This window comes from Stenotrophomonas maltophilia (assembly GCF_002799245.1).
Taxonomy (GTDB): Bacteria; Pseudomonadota; Gammaproteobacteria; order Xanthomonadales; family Xanthomonadaceae; genus Stenotrophomonas; species Stenotrophomonas maltophilia_S.
In genome coordinates this window covers 147,796-165,575 of record NZ_NEQV01000001.1, presented here as the reverse complement: position 1 = coordinate 165,575, position 17,780 = coordinate 147,796, and the positions used below count along the sequence as shown (strand labels likewise).

Here is a 17,780-nt window from a genome sequence, read left to right as displayed (position 1 = left end):
CCACCACCGAGGTCGGCGACAGCACCCATCGAGCGCAGCGATCCGCTGTTGCTCCCGCTTTTCTGATCTTCCCGTGGCGCCCCGCAACCTGTCGAAGGCCGGGCAGGGTGGGTTCGCAGGGGTATCCGCGCCATGGATGGCGCGGCTAAGCCCCCAGGGAAGGGTTCACGGCGTCCCCTGCGAACCCACCTTGCCCGGCCCAACCGATGATTCGCTTCACGCCACGAGGGGCTCCGCCGTTGGCCGCCTCAGCGCGGCCAGGCGTTGGCGATGGTGCAGAACAGCCGCGCGGTCTGCTCGGTGTCATACACCGCGCTGTGTGCCTCGTTGGCATCCCAGCCCAGGCCGGCGGCCGTCGCTGCCCGCGCCAGTACGGTCTGCCCATAGGCGATACCGGCCAGGGTGACCGTGTCGAACACGCTGAACGGATGGAACGGGTTGCGCTTGTGGCCGGTGCGGGCCACCGCGGCGTTGACGAAGCCGAGGTCGAAATGGGCGTTGTGGCCGACCAGGATCGCGCGCTGGCAGCCGTACTTCTTCATGGCCGCGCGCACCGGGGTGAAGATGTGGTCCAGCGCCGCCTTCTCTTCCTTGGCCAACCGGAACGGGTGGTCGAGGATGATGCCGGTCACTTCCAGCGACTTCGGGTCGATCTCCAGGCCCTCGGCCGGGACCACGTGGGCACTGGCGGTCTGGCCGGGGTAAAGCAGGCCGTTCTCGTCCATCTCGATCGGCACCGCAGCGATTTCCAGCAGCGCGTTGCGCTGGCTGTCGAAGCCGCCGGTTTCCACATCCACCACCACCGGCAGGAAGCCGCGGAAGCGTTGTGACATCGCGCGCTGCACCTGGGGTACTGCGGAATCGGGAGCGGTGGCAGGTGCGGGGGTGGGGTCAGTCATGCGTGAATTCTAGCAGAGCGCCCCTGAGCGCCCGGCCACGCGGCCCGTGCCAGCCGCCCGGGTGGCATGAGCGCAGATCATGGTGGGTGCCAACCTGGGTTGGCACACGACCGGCCGGCCAGGGTCGGCATTTACCGGACCGAAGGCTGCGCCACCATGCCCGATGCGGACCACCGCGCCAGCCACGCATCCACGCTCAGCTTGCCGGCGCCGGTGAACAGCAGCGGCAGCAGCATCGCCATGAACAGCACCGGCAGCTTGAAGTTGCCGAAGCCCTGGTCACTGATTGCATAGCCCATGGCGAGGTCGCCCAGCGAATGCCATTCCATCGGCCAATGCACCGCATAGGTTGCCACGACGGTCAGCACCAGCAGGCTGGCAGCGGCAAAACGGGTGCCGAAGCCGACCAGCAGGCAGGCCGCACCGATCAGTTCGAACCAGGTGGCGAGCTGCCAGTTCAGGGCGACCGGCAGCTGGTTGAACGGGAACGGGAAGGCGTCCTGCAGGTCGGCAAACCAGTTCTGGCCGTGCAGCTTCTCGCGGCCGGATTCGAAGAATTCCCAGGCCAGCAGCAGGCGCAGGCCGAGCGGGGCCAGCCAGGGGGCGAGACGGTCCAGCTGGCCGCGCGCGGCGGCCAGGAGCGGAAGATTCATCGGTGGATCTCCGGTGGAAGGGGCGTCAGGGTGGGGAGGCAAGCGGGCCGATCACACCGGCCTGCAGGAACTGCTGCAGCAGCGCGGCACCGGGTCCGGCCAGCGAATCCCCGGCCAGCCCGTGTGCACTGGCCAGCTGCTGCAGGTAGCTATGTCCTTGCTGGCCAGGCTGTTCGCCGATGCTGGCCAGCAGGTACACCGCCAGTGGGCTGAGCGCGGCGAATCGCACTTCACCGTCGGCTTCGCGGCGGACCAGGAGGCCGGTGGGTTCGGGCGGTGGCTGGGTCGGTGCATCCTCGGCACCGAGACGGTGTACCGGCCATTGGTACAGCAGCGGCCATGCCAGCGGCGAACGCTGCAGCGGCACCCGCAGCGGATCGACATCGCCAGGCGCAGGAAGTGGCTCGGCCTGCAGCTGGTACAGCGCGGTTTCCACCCACTCGTAGTGGGCCAGCTCGGCCAAGGCCGGATGCGGCAGCTGCGGCTGCGCCTGCAGCCACTGCACGAATTCGGCGGCCAGTTCGGTGAACAGCGGTGTCTGGCAGCGATGGGTGGCGAAGTAGTGGCGCACCAGCGCGTTCCACTCCGGTTCGCCGAGCAGGCGCACGCAGACCGGGAAGCCGTTGCTCAACAGGCCGAGCAGGTTGTTGAACAGCAGGTGCCGGTATACCGCGACCCGGCGTGGCTCCAGGCCTGCAGGCGCGGCTACCGCCTGCGGGTCGCGCAGGTGCGCGGTGAACGCGTGCTGCTGCGCACGCAGGGTGCCGGTGGAATCAGCCATGTGCGGTCCCGGGTTGCGTGGCCTGCAGGCGGCGGATGGTCTGCAGTTCGCCCTGCAGTTCCGCATATGGCGGGAAGTTGAAATCGCGTTCGAGCAGAGTGGGGCGCGGGCCGATGCGCGCATAGGTACGCGCCAGCAGCTCCCAGACCGGATCGATCACCGCGCTGCCGTGGGTATCGATCTTCAGGTCGGGTGCCTCGTCCAGGTGCCCGGCCACGTGCAGGCAGACGATGCGCTGCGCAGGCAGGCCGGCGATGAAGGCGTCGGCATCGTAGCCGTGGTTGCAGGCGTTGACGTAGACGTTGTTGACGTCCAGCAGCAGGTCGCAGTCGGCTTCGGCGAGCACCGCATTGGTGAACGCCAGCTCGTCCATCGCCGGTTCCGGCGCCAGGTAGTAGGACACGTTCTCCACCGCGATACGGCGGCCGAGCAGGTCCTGCACGCGGGTGATGCGCTCTGCGGTATGGCGCACGGCTTCGTCGGTGAAGGGAATCGGCAGCAGGTCGTACAGGTGGCCATCGTCGCTGCAGTAGCTCAGGTGCTCGCTGTACAGCGGCACGCGGTGTATTTCCAGGAACCGGCCGATCTGTTCCAGCAGCTGCGTATCCAGTGCTGCACTTCCGCCCAGCGACAGCGACAGGCCGTGGCAGCTCAGTGGATGGCGCTGCGCCAGTTCGGCCAGGGCGTCGCCCGCAGGGCCGCCGACATGGATCCAGTTCTCCGGTGCGCATTCGAGGAAGTCGAAATCGCCGGCCGGGGCGTTGCGCAGGTCCTGCAGCAGCGCCCGGCGCAGGCCCAGCCCGGCGGCCGCCGCGGGAAGCGGCGACCGCGGGTGGACGACGCTGGCGCGGGCGTCAGTGCTTGCCACCGCACTTGCCTTCGCCGCACTTGCCTTCGGCCGACTTCTTGTCGCCGCTCTTGGCCTTGGCGCCCGCTGCGCCGGCAGCCTTGCCCTTGTCGGCACCGCACTTGCCTTCGCCGCTCTTGCCATCGGCGCCACACTTGCCTTCGGCGTGCTTGGTTGCGTCAGCGGCCATCTTGGTATCGGCGGCTTTGGCATCGGTGCTGGCCTTGGCCGCCTGGCCGGCGACCAGATAGCCTTGGGCGAGGTCGCTCATGCTCAGGGCCGAGGCACTGGCGGTCATGCCCAGGCCAGCGGCCAGGGCGGTAGCAGTCAGCAGGGACAGGGTCTTGTTGGAACTGCTCATCGGTCGTGCTCCTGGGTGGTGTGGGCGGATGCCCGGTGGCCGGCAGGGATGCCGGTGGAAACGATGGTGCAGCGATCCTACTCAACGAATCCTCGCCAAGAACTCAAATTTTCGTGAGATTTGTTACAGAAGGGGAGATCGGTGGCCGGAACGCCCAAAACAAAAGGGCCGCTGTCACCAGGACAGCGGCCACCTTGGAGTCGACTCCGGTGTTGCGGTGCAGCGTCAGGGCTGCCCGGTGCTGGAGGTCTCGTCGCGCTTTTCACGCGGCGGCAGCGGCTGCTCGCCATGCACCAGGAACCATACGTTCTCGGCGATGTTGGTGGCGTGGTCGCCCACGCGCTCCAGGTTCTTGGCCATGAACAGCAGGTGCGTGCACGGGGTGATGTTGCGCGGGTCTTCCATCATGTAGGTCAACAGCTCGCGGAACAGCGCGGTGTACTGCGCGTCCAGGCGGGCGTCGTCCTCGCGCAGTGCCAGTGCGGCATCGGCGTCGTTGTCGCGGTAGGCGGCGATGGCACGGCGGACCTGCTGTGCGGCCAGGCGGCCCAGGGCGCGCAGGCCCTGGATCTGCGGCAGCGGTGGCACCTTGCCCAGCGCGATCGAACGCTTGGCCACGTTCGCGGCATAGTCGCCGATGCGTTCGATGTCGGCCGGGATGCGCAGGCCGGCCAGGATCTCGCGCAGGTCGCGCGCCATCGGGCCACGCAGCGCCAGGCGCATCACGTCGTGGCTGATCTGCTGCTCAAGCGCATCGATCGCTTCGTCGTTGGCGATGATGCGATGGGCGGCGTTCTCGTCGCGCTTCTCGATCACGTCCATCGCCGCTTCCAGCTGGGCGACGGCCATCTCGCCCATGCGTACGATTTCGGCCACCAGGCGCTGCTGCTCTTCGTCGTAGCTCTTGACGATGTGGTCGTTGGGAAGATTCATGGTAGTTCCATCATGTAGAGCCGGGCCATGCCCGGCTGGAAATGTCTGAACGAAGGTCGCGGCAACGAATCAACCGAAGCGGCCGGTGATGTAATCCTCGGTCTGCTGCTTGTTGGGCTGCGAGAAGATCACTTCGGTGCGGTCGTGCTCGATCAGGTCGCCCAGGTACATGAAGGCGGTGTAGTCGGACACGCGCGCGGCCTGCTGCATGTTGTGGGTGACGATCACGATCGTGTACTCGTGCTTGAGCTCTTCCACCAGCTGCTCGATGCGGCTGGTCGAGATCGGATCCAGCGCCGAGGTCGGCTCGTCCAGCAGCAGCACCGACGGGCGCAGGGCCACGGCACGGGCGATGCACAGGCGCTGCTGCTGGCCACCGGACAGGCCCAGTGCGCTCTGCCCCAGCTTGTCCTTCACTTCGTCCCACAGCGCGCCCTGGCGCAGCGCCTGCTCGACGCGGTCGGCCATGTCGGCCTTGCTCAGCTTCTCGTGGTGGCGGATCCCGTAGGCCACGTTCTCGAAGATGGTCATCGGGAACGGCACCGGCTTCTGGAACACCATGCCGACCTTGCTGCGCAGGCGGTTCATCGGGTACTTCGGCGACAGGATGTTCTCGCCGTCCAGCAGCACTTCACCGCGCGCTTCCAGCTTCGGGTACAGCGCGTAGATGCGGTTGAAGATGCGCAGCAGGGTCGACTTGCCGCAACCGGAGGGACCGATCAGCGCGGTCACGCGCTTTTCCGGGATCTCCAGGTTGATGCCCTTCAGGGCGTGGAACTTGTCGTAGTAGAAGTCCAGTCCACGCGCGGCAAGCTTGACCGGAGCCGGCGTATGCAGGTTCTCGTGCGAGGCCGGCACGGCGATGCGCTGCATCGGCACGGCGTTGGAGAGGTCGTTCATGGCGGTTTCCACGGAAAGGTCAGTCATGGGAGATACGGTTGCGCAGCAGGATGCCGCGGGCGGCAAGGCTGACCAGCAACACGAAGACGGTGAGCACCAGGGCGCCAGCCCAGGCCAGCACCTGCCAGGATTCATACGGGCTGCCGGCGAACTGGTTCATCACCACCGGCACCGAGGCCATCGGCTGGAAGATGTTGTTGTTCCAGTACTGGTTGCCGAAAGCGGTGAACAGCAGCGGGGCGGTCTCGCCGGAGATGCGGGCCAGCGCCAGCAGGATGCCGGTGATGATGCCGGCCGATGCACTGCGGTACAGCACCTGCACGATCACCTTCCACTGCGGGATGCCCAGCGACAGGGCCGCTTCGCGCATCTGCGAGGGCACCAGGCGCAGCATCTCGTCGGTGGTGCGCACCACCACCGGCAGCACGATGAAGGCCAGCGACAGGGCACCGGCGAACGCCGAGAAGTTGCCGCCGGTCTGCATGACGTACAGCGTGTAGACGAACAGGCCGAGCACGATGGACGGCGCCGACAGCAGGATGTCGTTGACGAAGCGGATCACGGTGCCGGCCTTGCGGGCGTTGCCGTATTCGGCCAGCCAGGTACCGGCCAGCACGCCCAGCGGGGTACCGATGCCGATTGCCAGCGCACACATCACGGCACTGCCGAAGAAGGCGTTGGCGAGGCCGCCTTCCTGCATCGGCGGCGGCGTCATCTTGGTGAACAGATCCAGGTTGATGCCGGCCAGGCCCTTGGAGGCCAGGGTGAACAGGATCCAGCCCAGGAAGAACAGGCCGAACAGGGCAGTGGCGCAGGACGCGGTGATGGCGATGACGTTGCCGATGCGACGGCGCAGGTACAGCGATTCAGCGGTGGTGGACATCAGTTGCCCTCCTTGCGGGACAGGCGCATCAGCATCAGGCGGGCGATGGCCAGCACCACGAAGGTGACGATGAAGAGGACGAAGCCGAGCAGCAGCAGGGCCGAGCGGTAGGTTTCAGTGGCTTCACCGAAATCGTTGGCGATCAGCGCGGCGATGGTGGTGCCCGGTTCCAGCAGCGACGGCGACAGGCGCACGCTGTTGCCGATCACGAAGGCCACCGCCATCGTCTCGCCCAGGGCGCGGCCGAGGCCGAGGAAGATGCCGCCGATCACCGCCGAGCGGGTGTAGGGCAGGACGATGTCCCAGCTCACTTCCCATTTGGTGGAGCCCAGCGCGTAGGCCGATTCCTTCAGGCGGGTCGGCACGGTCAGGAACACTTCGCGCATCACCGAGGAGATGAACGGGATGACCATGATGGCCAGCACGAAACCGGCGGTGAGCATGCCGATACCCAGCGGCGGGCCCTGGAACAGCGGGCCGATCAGCGGCATTTCGCCCAGGGTTTCGTTGAGGAATGGAGTGACGTACTCGGTCATCACCGGCACCAGCACGAACAGGCCCCACATGCCGTAGATGATCGAGGGGATGCCGGCCAGCAGTTCAATGGCGGTGCCGACCGGGCCACGCAGCCAGCGCGGCGCGACTTCGGTGAGGAAGAAGGCGATGCCGAAGCTGACCGGCACGGCGATGACCATCGCGATGAGCGCGGTGACCAGGGTGCCGTAGATCGGGGCGAGGGCGCCGAACTTGTTTTCGACCGGATTCCAGTCGGCGGAGAAGAAGAAGCTCAGGCCCTGCATCTGCAGGGCATGGCGGCCGCCCCAGAGCATCGACAGCGCGGCGCAGGCCAGGGCGATCAGGACGAAGATGACGGTGCCGACCAGCACCCATCGGAACAGTTTGTCGTTGCGGGCATCACGCGCATCGCGCGTGGACGGGGCGGCTACAGGCTGGGCGATGGCATTCATGGGGACGGCGGGGCCAGGAAGGGGCGGGGCGGCACGACATGGAAGAGACGGTGCCCGCGCGGGGCGGGCACCGTCGTGTCCATCACTTCAGGTCAGTCGCCCAGTAGGCCTCGATCTGCTTGACCAGTTCGGCCGGCAGCGGCACGTAGTGCAACTCGTTGGCCTGGGCCTGGCCGTTCTCGAAGGCCCACTTGAAGAAGGCCAGGGTGTCCTGGTTGCGCTTGGCGTCCTTCGGGGACTTCTGCATCAGCATGAAGTTGGTGGCGGTGATCGGCCACGCCTGCTCGCCCGGTGCGTTGGTGATGACCAGGTTGAAGTCCTTGGCGCTGGCCCAGTCGGCGCTGGCGGCCGCGGCGGCGAAGGTTTTCGCGCTCGGCTCGACCCAGTTGCCGGCCGCGTTCTGCATGGCGGTGTACGGCATGCCGTTCTGCAGCGCGTAGGCCAGTTCGACGTAGCCGATCGAGCCCTTGATCTGCTTCACATAGGAAGCAACGCCTTCATTGCCCTTGCCACCGACGCCGTCCGGCCACTGCACCGAGGTGCCTTCGCCGACCTTGGTCTTCCACTCAGGGCTGACCTTGGACAGGTAGTTGGAGAAGTTGAAGGTGGTGCCTGAACCGTCCGAGCGGTGGACCAGGGTGATCTTGCCGTCCGGCAGCTTCACGCCCGGGTTGGCCGCGACGATCGCCGGGTCGTTCCAGGTCTTGACCTTGCCCAGGAAAATGTCGGCCAGCAGGGCGCCGCTCAGGCGCAGCTTGCCGCCTTCCAGGCCTTCGATGTTGACCACCGGCACCACGCCGCCGATGGCGGACGGGAACTGGGCCAGGCCGGCCTGGGCCAGCTCTTCGCTGCTCAGCGGCTTGTCGGAGGAACCGAAGTCGACGGTGCCGGCCTTGATCTGGGCAATGCCGCCGCCGGAGCCGATCGACTGGTAGTTGATCTTGGCGCCGGTGCTGGCGTTGTAGTCAGCCGACCACTTGGAGACCAGCGGGAAGATGAAGGACGCGCCCGCGCCGGACACTTCGGCGGTCACCTTGGCACCGGCGGCGGCCGGGGCAGCGGCACCATCGGCAGCCGGCTGCTGCGCGGCCTGCTTGTCGCCACCGCAGGCCGACAGGCCCAGGGCGATGGCCAGGGAAAGGGCGGCAAGGCCGGCCGAGTGCAGTTTCATGGTCACTCCATAGCGGGGAAGAGCCGACGTTGTCGGCGGATGCGGCTATGAAATGATGTTTTTGTTACAGCCGTATTACGACCATGACAGAGGTGTCCTGGATCACGTTCTGACAAGGGTTTCACAGGGTTGGCGCCGATCCGGCAGGGGCCCCCAAACCCCGGATCTGCGCACGGATATGACGGCAGGTGCAAGTAGAGCCGAGTCGATGCTCGGTTGCGCGCGAGGCCGGGGCAGAAGCAGCCGAGCATGGGCTCGGCTCTACAAACGCTCTTGCCTTCATGACCTCACCGCGCTGCCGATGAACTGTCCAGAGGCGGCGCAGGGCCCAGCACGGGACCGTTCGCGCCATGGATGGCGCGATCGAGCCCCCATGGACGGGTTTACGGCGTGTCCCGGGCTGGGCCCTGCGCCGCCTCCCCTCGGTAGATCGGAAGCGCAGCGCTCTTCACGACCAACCCCGAAAAACAAGAAGAGCGCGAGATCTCGAGGATCTCGCGCCCGGGTGGGATCGGCGGGGGAGAGAGGACCCGCCGATCCCGTTCCTGCGGGGGAACGCGCTTACTTCAGGTTCTGCGACCAGTAGGTCTCGATCTGGCGGACCAGGCTGTCCGGCAGCGGCACGTAGTCCAGCTGGCGGGCCTGGGCATCGCCGCTCTTGTAGACCCAGCGGAAGAACTCCTGGGTGGCCTTGCCGTTGGCAGCATTCTTCGGCTTCTTGTGCACCAGGATGAAGTTGGTGGCGGTGATCGGCCAGGACTCGGCGCCCGGGGCGTTGGTCATCACCAGGTAGAAGTCCTTGGCGCTGGCCCAGTCGGCGCTGGCAGCCGCGGCGGCGAACGACGCATCGCTCGGCTGCACGAACTTGCCGGCGGCGTTCTTCATCGCGGTGTAGGACAGCTTGTTCTGCAGCGCGTAGGACAGTTCGACGTAGCCGATGCCGCCCTTGATCTGCTTCACGTAGGCAGCAACACCTTCGTTGCCCTTGCCGCCGATGCCGGCCGGCCACTGGACCGAGGTGCCTTCACCGACCGAGGTCTTCCACTCCGGGCTGACCTTGGACAGGTAGTTGACGAAGTTGAAGGTGGTGCCCGAGCCATCCGAGCGGTGCACGACGGTGATCTTGGCGCTCGGCAGGGTCACGCCCGGGTTCAGCGCGGCGATGGCCGGGTCGTTCCAGGTCTTGATCTTGCCCAGGAAGATGTTGGCCAGCACGGTGCCGTCCAGCTTCAGTGCGCCCGGGGCGATGCCGGCCACGTTGACCACCGGCACCACGCCGCCGATCACCGACGGGAACTGCGCCAGGCCCGAAGCCGCCAGTTCTTCCGGCTTCAGCGGGGCGTCGGAGGAGCCGAAATCAACGGTCTTGGCCTTGATCTGCGCAATGCCGCCGCCGGAACCGATCGACTGGTAGTTGACCTTGTTGCTGGTGGCAGCGTTGTAGTCGGCCGACCACTTCGACATCACCGGGTAGATGAACGAGGCGCCCGCGCCGGTGATTTCAGCGGCGTTGGCGGCGAACACGGACGACGCTGCGAAGACGGCAACGGCAACGCGCGACTTGAAGGCGTGGATCACGGGGTGGCTCCTGGGTTGATTGGGATGCGGGGTTACCCGCCCGGCGCACATTCCATAACGGTTCGATGACAGCGCAGGGACCGTTGTATGACGCAACCGTTACAACGCCGCCCGGCGCCCGCGCAGCACGGGCCGTGAAGGTTCCGCTTGCCGGCGGCGGCGGTCCTGCGGTCACAAGCAAGGTGCGCTGGTGCCGCTTGCGGCCACCTTGCACAGGTGGCCGGTGGCGTGGCTGCTGCCTCCCTTCGCGCGGTCTGCGCCTGGCATCGCGCAGGGATGCCGCGTCATCCGCACGAAACCTGACGGAGCGGACGGGGCGGCGCAGCGACCTGACGACGCGTCGCTGCCTGCACCCCGCGCCATATGCCGCAAGGGATCGGCAAGCATGTGGCGGCAAATGAGTCGTGCGCATGACCGCACGAAGAAATCTGTGGTTGGTGCTCAATCTGTCATTCGGCTGTCATGGTTTTAACGGAACGTTCGCAAAACGCTTGACCGGCCTGCCGGCGTGGCGTTCTGCCCAAGCCATTCCAACCCTCTGGAGAAATCCAAAATGCGTTCCCATTTGCTCGCCGCCGCGGTCGTTGCAAGCCTCGGTCTGGTTTCCGCCGACGCCTTCGCAGCCCCCGCCAGCTCGGGCGTATCCCAGGCGCAGCTGCAGCAGCTGCAGGCACAGATTGCTGCTCTGCAGGCCCAGGTCCAGCAGTTGCAGAACGATTCGCAGGCGCTGCAGGCGCAGTCCGACGCGCAGTCCGAAGTGAACATCACCCAGGCACAGGCCCTGGAAGGTGCGCAGAAGACCCAGACCAGCGTCGACAAGCTGGCCAAGCTGGTCAATGACAACAAGATCGGCGGTCGCATGTTCTTCGACCTGACCAACATCGACAAGACCAGCAACGGCAAGGACACCGCCGCCAGCGGCACCGGCCTGGACGTCAAGCGCTTCTACCTGACCGTCGACCACAAGTTCAACGACATCTGGTCGGCGAACCTGACCACCGACTTCCAGTACAGCTCGGCCATCGGCAACACCGAACTGTTCGTCAAGAAGGCCTACGTGCAGGGCAGCTTCGACCCGGCCTTCAACCTGCGCGTCGGTGCCGCCGACATGCCGTGGATCCCGTACGTCGAGAAGTTCTACGGCATGCGCTATGTCGAGAACACCCTGACCGACCGCCTGAAGTACGGCAACTCGTCCGACTGGGGCCTGCATGGCTTCGGCAACCTGGGCAACAACTTCAACTACGCCGTGTCGGTGGTGTCCGGCGCCGGCTACAAGAACCCGACCCGCAGCAAGGGCATGGACGTGGAAGGCCGCGTGGCCTACACCCCGAACGAGAACTTCGTGGTTGCCGTCGGCGGCTACAGCGGCAAGCTGGGCAAGGAAACCGACATCCAGAGCGCCGAGAACACCTACACCCGCGCCAACGCGATGGTGGCCTACGCCGACAGCAACTTCCGCGTCGGTGGCGAGTACTTCCAGGCCAAGAACCTCAACAACGTGCTGACCGTTGCCACCGACAAGACCAGCGGCTGGTCGGTGTGGGGCAGCGTGCGCGTCACCGACGGTGGCATCAACGTGTTCGGTCGTTACGATGACACCGACGTCAGCAAGACCCTGGACCCGACCCTGAGCGACAAGTACTGGAACGTCGGTGTCGAGTTCCCGGTCATGAAGAACCTCAAGCTGTCGACCGTGTACAAGTACACGCACCTGGCCAACGCCGGCGACAAGAAGAACGACAAGACCAAGGAATTCGGCGTCTGGGGCGACCTGTCGTTCTGATCACCTGAAACACCAGGTCTGAAACAGAGACGGCGGGCCTTGTGCCCGCCGTCTTCGTTTCGTCACAACACGATCCGCGTCACGCCTCGGCCGTGGTCTTTTCCTTGAACCGGCACAGGTCGGCGATCACGCAGCCCGGGCAATCCGGCTTGCGCGCCTTGCACACGTAGCGGCCATGCAGGATCAGCCAATGGTGCGCGTCGAGCAGGAACTCGGCCGGAATCACCTTCACCAGCGTATCTTCCACCTCGCGCACGTTCTTGCCCGGGGCCAGGCCGGTACGGTTGGAGACGCGGAAGATATGCGTGTCCACCGCCATCACCGGCTCGCCGAAGGCAGTGTTGAGCACCACGTTGGCGGTCTTGCGGCCGACACCGGGCAGTGCTTCCAGCGCTTCGCGGTCGCGCGGCACGTCGCCGCCGTACTTCTGCAGCAGGATCGCGCAGGTGGCGATCACGTTCTTTGCCTTGGCGTTGAACAGCCCGATGGTGGAGATGTACTGCTTCAGGCCATCCTCGCCGAGCGCAAGGATCTTCGCCGGAGTGTTGGCGACCGGGAACAGGCGGCGCGTGGCCTTGTTGACGCCGACGTCGGTGGCCTGTGCGGACAGCGCCACGGCCACCAGCAACTCGAACGGCGAGCTGTACTCCAGTTCGGTTTTCGGATGCGGATTGAGTTCGCGCAGGCGGGTGAACATCTCCACCACGTCGGCACGTGGCATGCGGCCGCCGCGTCGCGCGGGTGCGCGGGGGGGCTTCCTGGCGGTGGCCATTACTGCTCCTTGCCGGTGGCGCGGGCCTTGGCCCGGGCGAGAATCGCGGCGGCCGCAGCGGGCAGGGCGGGCTTCACGTCCGGTGCCGGGGCCGGGGTGCGGCGTGCATCGCGCTCGGCCTCGCGGCGGGCCAGGCGCACCGCGCGGGCGCGATAACGTTCGCGTGCGGCCCAGGCCGCATGCAGCTGCTGCTGGGCTTGGCACAGGCGTTGCGGGAGGTCCGGGTGGCCGGGCAGCAACCGATCGTCGCCGGCACGGACGACGTAGTCCATCAGCCCCGCCTGCAGGGCGCCATCGAGATCGTCTGCCTGGACCCGGGCGAACAGCTGCGCGGGGTTGGGTCGGGATGCCATAGCGTCAGCGGTTCTGGAAGGCCGGCGGACGGCGCTGCAGGAACGCACTGGTGCCTTCGCGCATGTCCTCGGTGGCAAACAGCAGGCCGAACTGCGCGCTTTCGTATTCCAGCCCGGCTTCCAGGCTGCATTCGCCGCCCACGTGTACCGCATCGAGCAGCCCACGCAGGGCCAGCGGGGCCGAGCGTGCCAGCTGGCGCGCGATATCCTGCACGCGGTTGTCCAGCGCATCGGCCGGCACGACTTCGTTGACGATGCCCAGTTCCAGCGCACGCGCAGCGTCGATCGGCGCCCCCAGCAGGCACAGTTCCAGGGTTGCGGCGCGGCCGCACAGGCGCAGCAGGCGCTGGCTGCCGCCGAAGCCGGGGATCAGGCCGAGGTTGATTTCCGGTTGGCCGACCTTGGCGGTATCAGCGGCGATGCGCAGGTGGCAGGCCATGGCCAGTTCCAGGCCGCCGCCCAGCGCAAATCCGTTCACGCGCGCGATGACCGGCTTGGGCATGCGTTCGATCTGGCGCATCAGGGCCTGGCCCAGCAGCGAGAAATCACGTCCCTGAACGGCGCTGAGTGTGTTCATCTCGGCGATATCGGCACCGGCCACGAAGGCCTTCGGGCCTGCCCCGGTCAGCACCACGACGCGCACCTCCGGATCGGCGGCGGCGTCCTTGAAGGCATCGGCCAGGGCCTGCAGGGTCGCGGCGTTGAGGGCATTGAGCTTGTCCGGGCGCTGGACGGTCACGGTGCGGATGGCGCCGTCGTCGGCGACAGCGATCAGGGCATCGGCCACGGGGAAACTCCTGGAACGTTAAAAAAAAGTGATATTGAACTCTGCAAACGCAGACGGGTCATAGCCTGCATCGTGAGTAGCGGTTACACGTTGCGCCCGTTATCCTAACCCGTCGCCTCAGGGCGGCGCAGAACGTCCCTGAGTTACCACCCCTGGAGAACTGTTTGATGAAGTTGCGTTCTATCGCGGTCGCCGTCGCGGCCCTGGCCCTGACGGGCAATGCCTTCGCCCAGGACATCGCGTCCGAGAAGGGCAAGCTGAGTTATTACTTCGGTTACGACTACGGCAACAACCTGGCGGAGCTGACCGGTCGCGGTGAGCAGCTGGACATCAACTCGGTGGTGAAGGGCCTGCAGGATGCCTACGCCAAGAAGCAGCCGGCGATCACCGCCGAGCAGCTGAAGCCGGCCGTTGAAGCCTTCCAGAAGCGCGAGCAGGGCCGTGCCCAGGCTGCCAAGGCCGAGTACGAAAAGGCTGCTGCCGAAAACAAGACCAAGAGCGACCAGTTCATTGCGGCGAACAAGGCCAAGGCCGGCGTGCAGTCCCTGCCGAGCGGCGTCCAGTACCGCGTGATCGAAGCCGGCAAGGGTGCCAAGCCGACCCAGGCCAGCACCGTGCAGCTGGAAGTGGCCGGTCCGTTCCCGTACGGCCAGCGCCCGACCGAAGCCCGCCCGGCCCAGCAGATTCCGTCGATCAAGGTCAGCGAAGTCGAAATGAAGGCCATGCGCGAGACCCTGCTGCAGATGCCGGCAGGCTCGAAGTGGGAAGTCACCCTGCCGCCGGACCAGGCCTACGGTGCCGACCCGCGCACCCCGTTCCCGCCGAACGTGGCTGTGCAGTTCGAGATCAAGCTGGTCAGCGTCAAGTAAATCGAAGCAGTAAACGAAACGCGCCGGTGATCCCACCGGCGCGTTTTTGTTTGTGCGCAGCGCGATCTGCAGCGCCGCACCATGCGCGCCGCATCATCCCGCGCAAATTCAGCCCGATCGCGCTACTGTTGCCGGGTGCAAACAATGGAAGAATCGGCGCGTGTTGTTGCAAGCCCCTGCATCGGAGTGTGCATGCTGGATCCGGACCGGCAATGCACCGGCTGCGGGCGGCATATCGATGAGATCGCGCGGTGGTCGTCGATGAGCAACGAGGAACGCAGCCGCATCCTGCATCGCGTGCAGCCACTGCGCCAACAACTGCAGCAATCACTGCGCGGTTCGCTGGCCGACCACGAACGACTGATGCGCGCGCTGCACCCGCTGGCCGAACCGCCGGCCGGCGACGGCTGGAACCGCAGCGAGCTGATCGACCTGTTGCCCCCCGGGCCCCCGGTGGAAGCGGCGGTGCTGGCCGGCATCGTGCCGCGCGCCAACGGTGCACAGGTGATCCTCACCCGCCGCACCGAAACACTGCGCACGCACGGTGGCCAGGTCGGATTCCCCGGCGGCCGCACCGAGCCCGACGATCGCGACGCACTGGCGGCCGCACTGCGCGAAAGCCAGGAAGAAATCGCATTGGCCCCCGGCCAGGTGCAGGCGCTGGGGTATCTCGACCCCTTCGTGACGATCACCGGCTACCGGGTCACGCCGGTGGTCGCGGTGGTCGATCCGGACTTCGTGCCGGTGCCACAGCCCAGCGAGGTGGCCGAAGTGTTCGAGGTGCCGCTGGCGTACCTGATGGCCGCCGACAACCTGCGCCAGGTCGAAATCAATCATCGCGGCCGGGTCCGCCACGTCCTTGAGTATGGCTGGCCGGGCCAGCGCATCTGGGGCGCGACCGCCGCCATCCTCTACAACCTGCGTCGCCGCCTGGAGCAAGTGCAATGAAGCCGATCGATCCGCCGTGGACCACTCTGGTCGATGTCGCCACGCTTGCCGCTGCGCTGGGCGAAGGCGTGCGCGTCGTTGATGCGCGCGCTACCGCCAGCACCGCCGTGCGCGTGGTCGATGCGCGTGCTTCGCTGGCCGACCCGCAGGCGGGTAGCGGCCAGTATCTTGCAGGGCATATCCCGACCGCGGTGTATGCCGATCTCAACCGTGATCTGTCCGACCTGGGCCGCGCCGGCCATGGCCGCCATCCGCTGCCGGACAGCGATGCGTTTGCCGGGAAGCTGGGCCAGTGGGGCATCGGGCCCGACACCCAGGTGGTGGTCTACGACGGCAGCGACGGCAGCATGGCTGCCTCGCGCCTGTGGTGGCTGCTGCGCCTGATCGGGCACACCCGGGTGGCGGTGCTTGACGGTGGCATCGCCGCCTGGCAGGCCGCCGGTCATCCCTTGGCGGCCGGGCAGGGCATGGTCGCGTCGCTGCCGGCCTACCCGGGCCGTTTCGATACCACGCAGATCGCCAATGCCGATGAAATCACCGCACGGCTGAAGCATGCGCCGGGCTGGCTGGTCGATGCACGCGCGGGCGAACGCTTCCGCGGCGAAGTCGAGCCGCTGGATCCGGTCGCCGGCCACGTGCCGGGCGCGGTCAACCGCCCGTTCGCATTGAACGTACTCGACGGCCGCCTGCGCGATGCACAGGAACTGCGCGCCGAACTGCAGGGCGTGATCGGCAATCGCGATCCGCAGCAGGTGGTGCTGATGTGCGGCTCCGGCGTCACCGCCTGCCATCTGCTGCTGGCGATGGAAGCGGCCGGCCTGTCCGGTGCACGCGTCTACGCCGATTCCTGGAGTGGCTGGGTGAGCGACAGGACCCGCCCGGTGGCGACCGGCGCCTGAGTAGCGCAGGGTCGGATCCGTTTCCCGACGGGAAACGGATCCGACCCCATCGTCTACCGTGTCGACCAAGCTCCCGCCTGAAATGCCGTGGAACTGCACCATCCCAGCCGAGCATGGGCTCGGCTCTACGGGACGCGCGCATTGCCTGGCAGCATCATTCCACAGGCTGCAGCGGCACCTTGGCCAGCACCCGCGCCCATGGGAACAACGGCCCTGGATCACGCTTGCGCGCCACCGTCAGTGCCGCATCGTCGCTGGCCGGCACCTGCTCCAGGTCCAGCTGGTCATGCCCGGCAATCCGCTGCAGCGACGGGTAGTGCGCCACCAGCGCTAGCAGCAGCCGTTCCAGCGCCTGCAGCTGTGCCTCGGTGTACGCTTCGTCCATCGCCTGGTGGCGGCTGTCGAACCAGTCCGGATAGCGCCCGGTGTTGACCAGCTCGATGCCCAGCGTATGCGCGTTCATGCCGCGCACGTGATGGGCCACGCGTTCCGGCGCCACGTACTGCACCACGCTGCCATCGCGGTCGATGTAGAAGTGCCCGCTGTTGCCGGCGCCGCTGTCGTACAGCACGCGCTCACCGTACTCGCGGGCCATCGCCAGATCGGGCAGCTCGGTGCAGTGGATCACCACCATCTCCAGCGTGGCCGGGTCGCGCAGCGGCAGTCGGTCGTGGTAGGGCAGGGGCTGCAGCTGCAGGCCGGGCAGGAGCGGGTTGGGCATCCGGCGATGCTAGCATTGCGGCATGAACCTGCCTTCTCTTTCCTCGTCGGCCTGCTCCTGTGGAGCGTGCGCATGAGTCGCGGCCACTGCATCCTGTCCCATGGCTTCGAGAGCGGCCCGGAGGCGACCAAGGTCACCGCGCTGGCCGACGTGGCGCAACGCCTGGGCTGGACCCATGAGCGCCCGGACTATACCGACCTGGACGCGATGAGCGAGGTCAGCCGGGTGGGCGACGTGCCGACCCGCCTGCGCCGGCTGATCGAGCGCACCGCCATCGCCGCCCAGCAGGGCCCGGTGGTGCTGGCCGGTTCCAGCCTGGGCGCCTACATCTCCGCCATCGCCTCGTTGCAGGTGCCGGTCGCCGGCCTGTTCCTGATGGTACCGCCGACCACGATGGGCCCGATGCCGGCGCTGGACGCCGCCGCCGTGCCGACTGCCGTGGTCCAGGCCTGGCATGACGATGTGGTTCCGGCCGCCGGAGTGATCGCCTGGGCGCAGGCGCGCTCGGCGCAGCTGCTGCTGGTCGACGACGGGCACCGCCTGGAGCACCATGTGGAGGCCTCCGCGCAGGCCTTCGAGCGCTTGTTGCGGCAACTGTGAAGCCCGGGCGCACGGCGCGCCCGCCCGCATTGACTACAATGGCAGCCCCGCCGCCCCCGGCGCGGGCCTGC

Annotated in this window: 20 protein-coding genes; 5 read left to right on the top strand and 15 right to left on the bottom strand. The window is 66.9% G+C overall.

From position 1 onward, the window contains the following. Positions 1-248 precede the first annotated feature (248 nt). The 11 genes from rnt to pstS (B9Y64_RS00840) all read right to left on the bottom strand — a co-directional run bounded on the left by rnt (position 249) and on the right by pstS (B9Y64_RS00840) (position 9,974). Positions 249-899: a ribonuclease T gene (rnt, locus tag B9Y64_RS00890; RefSeq protein ID WP_406753834.1), complete on the bottom strand. Its 651-nt coding sequence runs from the start codon at positions 897-899 to the stop codon at positions 249-251. Between the two features lie 131 nt (positions 900-1,030). Then, positions 1,031-1,552: an HvfX family Cu-binding RiPP maturation protein gene (locus tag B9Y64_RS00885; protein ID WP_100439118.1), complete on the bottom strand. Its 522-nt coding sequence runs from the start codon at positions 1,550-1,552 to the stop codon at positions 1,031-1,033. 25 nt (positions 1,553-1,577) lie between these two features. Beyond that, positions 1,578-2,333: an HvfC family RiPP maturation protein gene (locus B9Y64_RS00880; RefSeq protein WP_100439117.1), complete on the bottom strand. Its 756-nt coding sequence runs from the start codon at positions 2,331-2,333 to the stop codon at positions 1,578-1,580. Continuing rightward, entirely contained in the window at positions 2,326-3,201 is an 876-nt protein-coding gene (locus B9Y64_RS00875) for an HvfB family MNIO-type RiPP peptide maturase (RefSeq protein WP_100439116.1), read from the bottom strand. Before B9Y64_RS00875 ends, B9Y64_RS00880 begins: the two co-directional genes overlap by 8 nt. Further along, positions 3,188-3,541 carry a hypothetical protein gene (locus B9Y64_RS00870; RefSeq protein WP_100439115.1) on the bottom strand — a complete coding sequence of 118 codons (354 nt, stop codon included), beginning with the start codon at positions 3,539-3,541 and terminating at the stop codon, positions 3,188-3,190. Before B9Y64_RS00870 ends, B9Y64_RS00875 begins: the two co-directional genes overlap by 14 nt. A 225-nt stretch (positions 3,542-3,766) precedes the next feature. Further along, the gene (gene phoU / locus B9Y64_RS00865; protein ID WP_008265615.1) at positions 3,767-4,474 is read right to left on the bottom strand and encodes a phosphate signaling complex protein PhoU; all 708 of its coding nucleotides are present in this window, start codon (positions 4,472-4,474) and stop codon (positions 3,767-3,769) included. Between the two features lie 69 nt (positions 4,475-4,543). Further along, positions 4,544-5,374 carry a phosphate ABC transporter ATP-binding protein PstB gene (pstB, locus tag B9Y64_RS00860; RefSeq protein ID WP_100439114.1) on the bottom strand — a complete coding sequence of 277 codons (831 nt, stop codon included), beginning with the start codon at positions 5,372-5,374 and terminating at the stop codon, positions 4,544-4,546. 19 nt (positions 5,375-5,393) lie between these two features. Beyond that, positions 5,394-6,257, bottom strand: a complete 864-nt coding sequence (gene pstA / locus B9Y64_RS00855) for a phosphate ABC transporter permease PstA (RefSeq protein WP_100439113.1) — start codon at positions 6,255-6,257, stop codon at positions 5,394-5,396. After that, the gene (gene pstC / locus B9Y64_RS00850) at positions 6,257-7,225 is read right to left on the bottom strand and encodes a phosphate ABC transporter permease subunit PstC (RefSeq protein ID WP_100439112.1); all 969 of its coding nucleotides are present in this window, start codon (positions 7,223-7,225) and stop codon (positions 6,257-6,259) included. Before pstC ends, pstA begins: the two co-directional genes overlap by 1 nt. 82 nt (positions 7,226-7,307) lie before the next feature. Beyond that, positions 7,308-8,396 (bottom strand): phosphate ABC transporter substrate-binding protein PstS, encoded by a 1,089-nt coding sequence (pstS, locus tag B9Y64_RS00845; RefSeq protein ID WP_100439111.1) that lies wholly within the window; start codon positions 8,394-8,396, stop codon positions 7,308-7,310. A 561-nt stretch (positions 8,397-8,957) separates the two neighbouring features. Then, a complete protein-coding gene (pstS, locus tag B9Y64_RS00840) occupies positions 8,958-9,974 on the bottom strand; it encodes a phosphate ABC transporter substrate-binding protein PstS (RefSeq protein WP_057504342.1) in 1,017 nt (338 codons plus the stop codon). A 553-nt stretch (positions 9,975-10,527) separates the two neighbouring features. On the opposite strand from pstS (B9Y64_RS00840), the gene B9Y64_RS00835 reads away from it, so the two are divergent. After that, a complete protein-coding gene (locus tag B9Y64_RS00835; RefSeq protein WP_014036551.1) occupies positions 10,528-11,760 on the top strand; it encodes a porin in 1,233 nt (410 codons plus the stop codon). Positions 11,761-11,839: 79 nt separating this feature from the next. On the opposite strand, the gene nth is transcribed toward B9Y64_RS00835, so the two are convergent. Genes nth through B9Y64_RS00820 form a run of 3 tightly spaced genes read right to left on the bottom strand, consistent with a single transcriptional unit; the run spans position 11,840 to position 13,672 of the window. Beyond that, on the bottom strand, positions 11,840-12,532 hold the full coding sequence (gene nth / locus B9Y64_RS00830) for an endonuclease III (protein ID WP_100439110.1): 693 nt from the start codon (positions 12,530-12,532) through the stop codon (positions 11,840-11,842). Next, a complete protein-coding gene (locus B9Y64_RS00825; RefSeq protein WP_100439109.1) occupies positions 12,532-12,885 on the bottom strand; it encodes a hypothetical protein in 354 nt (117 codons plus the stop codon). Before B9Y64_RS00825 ends, nth begins: the two co-directional genes overlap by 1 nt. 4 nt (positions 12,886-12,889) lie before the next feature. Continuing rightward, positions 12,890-13,672: an enoyl-CoA hydratase/isomerase family protein gene (locus B9Y64_RS00820; RefSeq protein ID WP_100439108.1), complete on the bottom strand. Its 783-nt coding sequence runs from the start codon at positions 13,670-13,672 to the stop codon at positions 12,890-12,892. Between the two features lie 167 nt (positions 13,673-13,839). On the opposite strand from B9Y64_RS00820, the gene B9Y64_RS00815 reads away from it, so the two are divergent. The 3 genes from B9Y64_RS00815 to B9Y64_RS00805 all read left to right on the top strand — a co-directional run bounded on the left by B9Y64_RS00815 (position 13,840) and on the right by B9Y64_RS00805 (position 16,388). After that, complete coding sequence (locus tag B9Y64_RS00815; protein WP_014646545.1) at positions 13,840-14,541, top strand: FKBP-type peptidyl-prolyl cis-trans isomerase N-terminal domain-containing protein; 702 nt, start codon at positions 13,840-13,842, stop codon at positions 14,539-14,541. Between the two features lie 144 nt (positions 14,542-14,685). Beyond that, positions 14,686-15,489, top strand: a complete 804-nt coding sequence (locus B9Y64_RS00810; RefSeq protein WP_100439107.1) for a CoA pyrophosphatase — start codon at positions 14,686-14,688, stop codon at positions 15,487-15,489. After that, the gene (locus B9Y64_RS00805) at positions 15,486-16,388 is read left to right on the top strand and encodes a sulfurtransferase (RefSeq protein WP_100439106.1); all 903 of its coding nucleotides are present in this window, start codon (positions 15,486-15,488) and stop codon (positions 16,386-16,388) included. The genes B9Y64_RS00810 and B9Y64_RS00805 overlap by 4 nt, the downstream gene beginning before the upstream one ends. Before the next feature lie 154 nt (positions 16,389-16,542). Here the strand turns inward: B9Y64_RS00805 and B9Y64_RS00800 are convergent, their stop codons facing one another. After that, the gene (locus B9Y64_RS00800; RefSeq protein ID WP_100439105.1) at positions 16,543-17,109 is read right to left on the bottom strand and encodes an N-acetylmuramoyl-L-alanine amidase; all 567 of its coding nucleotides are present in this window, start codon (positions 17,107-17,109) and stop codon (positions 16,543-16,545) included. A gap of 72 nt (positions 17,110-17,181) precedes the next feature. Here B9Y64_RS00800 and B9Y64_RS00795 point away from each other — a divergent pair, with 72 nt between their 5' ends. Beyond that, a complete protein-coding gene (locus B9Y64_RS00795; protein WP_100439104.1) occupies positions 17,182-17,709 on the top strand; it encodes a hypothetical protein in 528 nt (175 codons plus the stop codon). Positions 17,710-17,780 lie beyond the last annotated feature (71 nt).

Coding starts and splice junctions, on each gene's coding strand:
- B9Y64_RS00825 (WP_100439109.1), bottom strand. CDS start 12,885: ATGGCATCCCGACCCAACCCCGCGCAGCTGTTCGCCCGGGTCCAGGCA.
- B9Y64_RS00795 (WP_100439104.1), top strand. CDS start 17,182: ATGAGTCGCGGCCACTGCATCCTGTCCCATGGCTTCGAGAGCGGCCCG.
- nth (WP_100439110.1), bottom strand. CDS start 12,532: ATGGCCACCGCCAGGAAGCCCCCCCGCGCACCCGCGCGACGCGGCGGC.
- pstS (WP_100439111.1), bottom strand. CDS start 8,396: ATGAAACTGCACTCGGCCGGCCTTGCCGCCCTTTCCCTGGCCATCGCC.
- B9Y64_RS00880 (WP_100439117.1), bottom strand. CDS start 2,333: ATGGCTGATTCCACCGGCACCCTGCGTGCGCAGCAGCACGCGTTCACC.
- B9Y64_RS00870 (WP_100439115.1), bottom strand. CDS start 3,541: ATGAGCAGTTCCAACAAGACCCTGTCCCTGCTGACTGCTACCGCCCTG.
- pstB (WP_100439114.1), bottom strand. CDS start 5,374: ATGAACGACCTCTCCAACGCCGTGCCGATGCAGCGCATCGCCGTGCCG.
- B9Y64_RS00805 (WP_100439106.1), top strand. CDS start 15,486: ATGAAGCCGATCGATCCGCCGTGGACCACTCTGGTCGATGTCGCCACG.
- pstA (WP_100439113.1), bottom strand. CDS start 6,257: ATGTCCACCACCGCTGAATCGCTGTACCTGCGCCGTCGCATCGGCAAC.
- B9Y64_RS00885 (WP_100439118.1), bottom strand. CDS start 1,552: ATGAATCTTCCGCTCCTGGCCGCCGCGCGCGGCCAGCTGGACCGTCTC.
- rnt (WP_406753834.1), bottom strand. CDS start 899: ATGACTGACCCCACCCCCGCACCTGCCACCGCTCCCGATTCCGCAGTA.
- B9Y64_RS00835 (WP_014036551.1), top strand. CDS start 10,528: ATGCGTTCCCATTTGCTCGCCGCCGCGGTCGTTGCAAGCCTCGGTCTG.
- pstC (WP_100439112.1), bottom strand. CDS start 7,225: ATGAATGCCATCGCCCAGCCTGTAGCCGCCCCGTCCACGCGCGATGCG.
- B9Y64_RS00800 (WP_100439105.1), bottom strand. CDS start 17,109: ATGCCCAACCCGCTCCTGCCCGGCCTGCAGCTGCAGCCCCTGCCCTAC.
- B9Y64_RS00810 (WP_100439107.1), top strand. CDS start 14,686: ATGGAAGAATCGGCGCGTGTTGTTGCAAGCCCCTGCATCGGAGTGTGC.
- phoU (WP_008265615.1), bottom strand. CDS start 4,474: ATGAATCTTCCCAACGACCACATCGTCAAGAGCTACGACGAAGAGCAG.
- B9Y64_RS00815 (WP_014646545.1), top strand. CDS start 13,840: ATGAAGTTGCGTTCTATCGCGGTCGCCGTCGCGGCCCTGGCCCTGACG.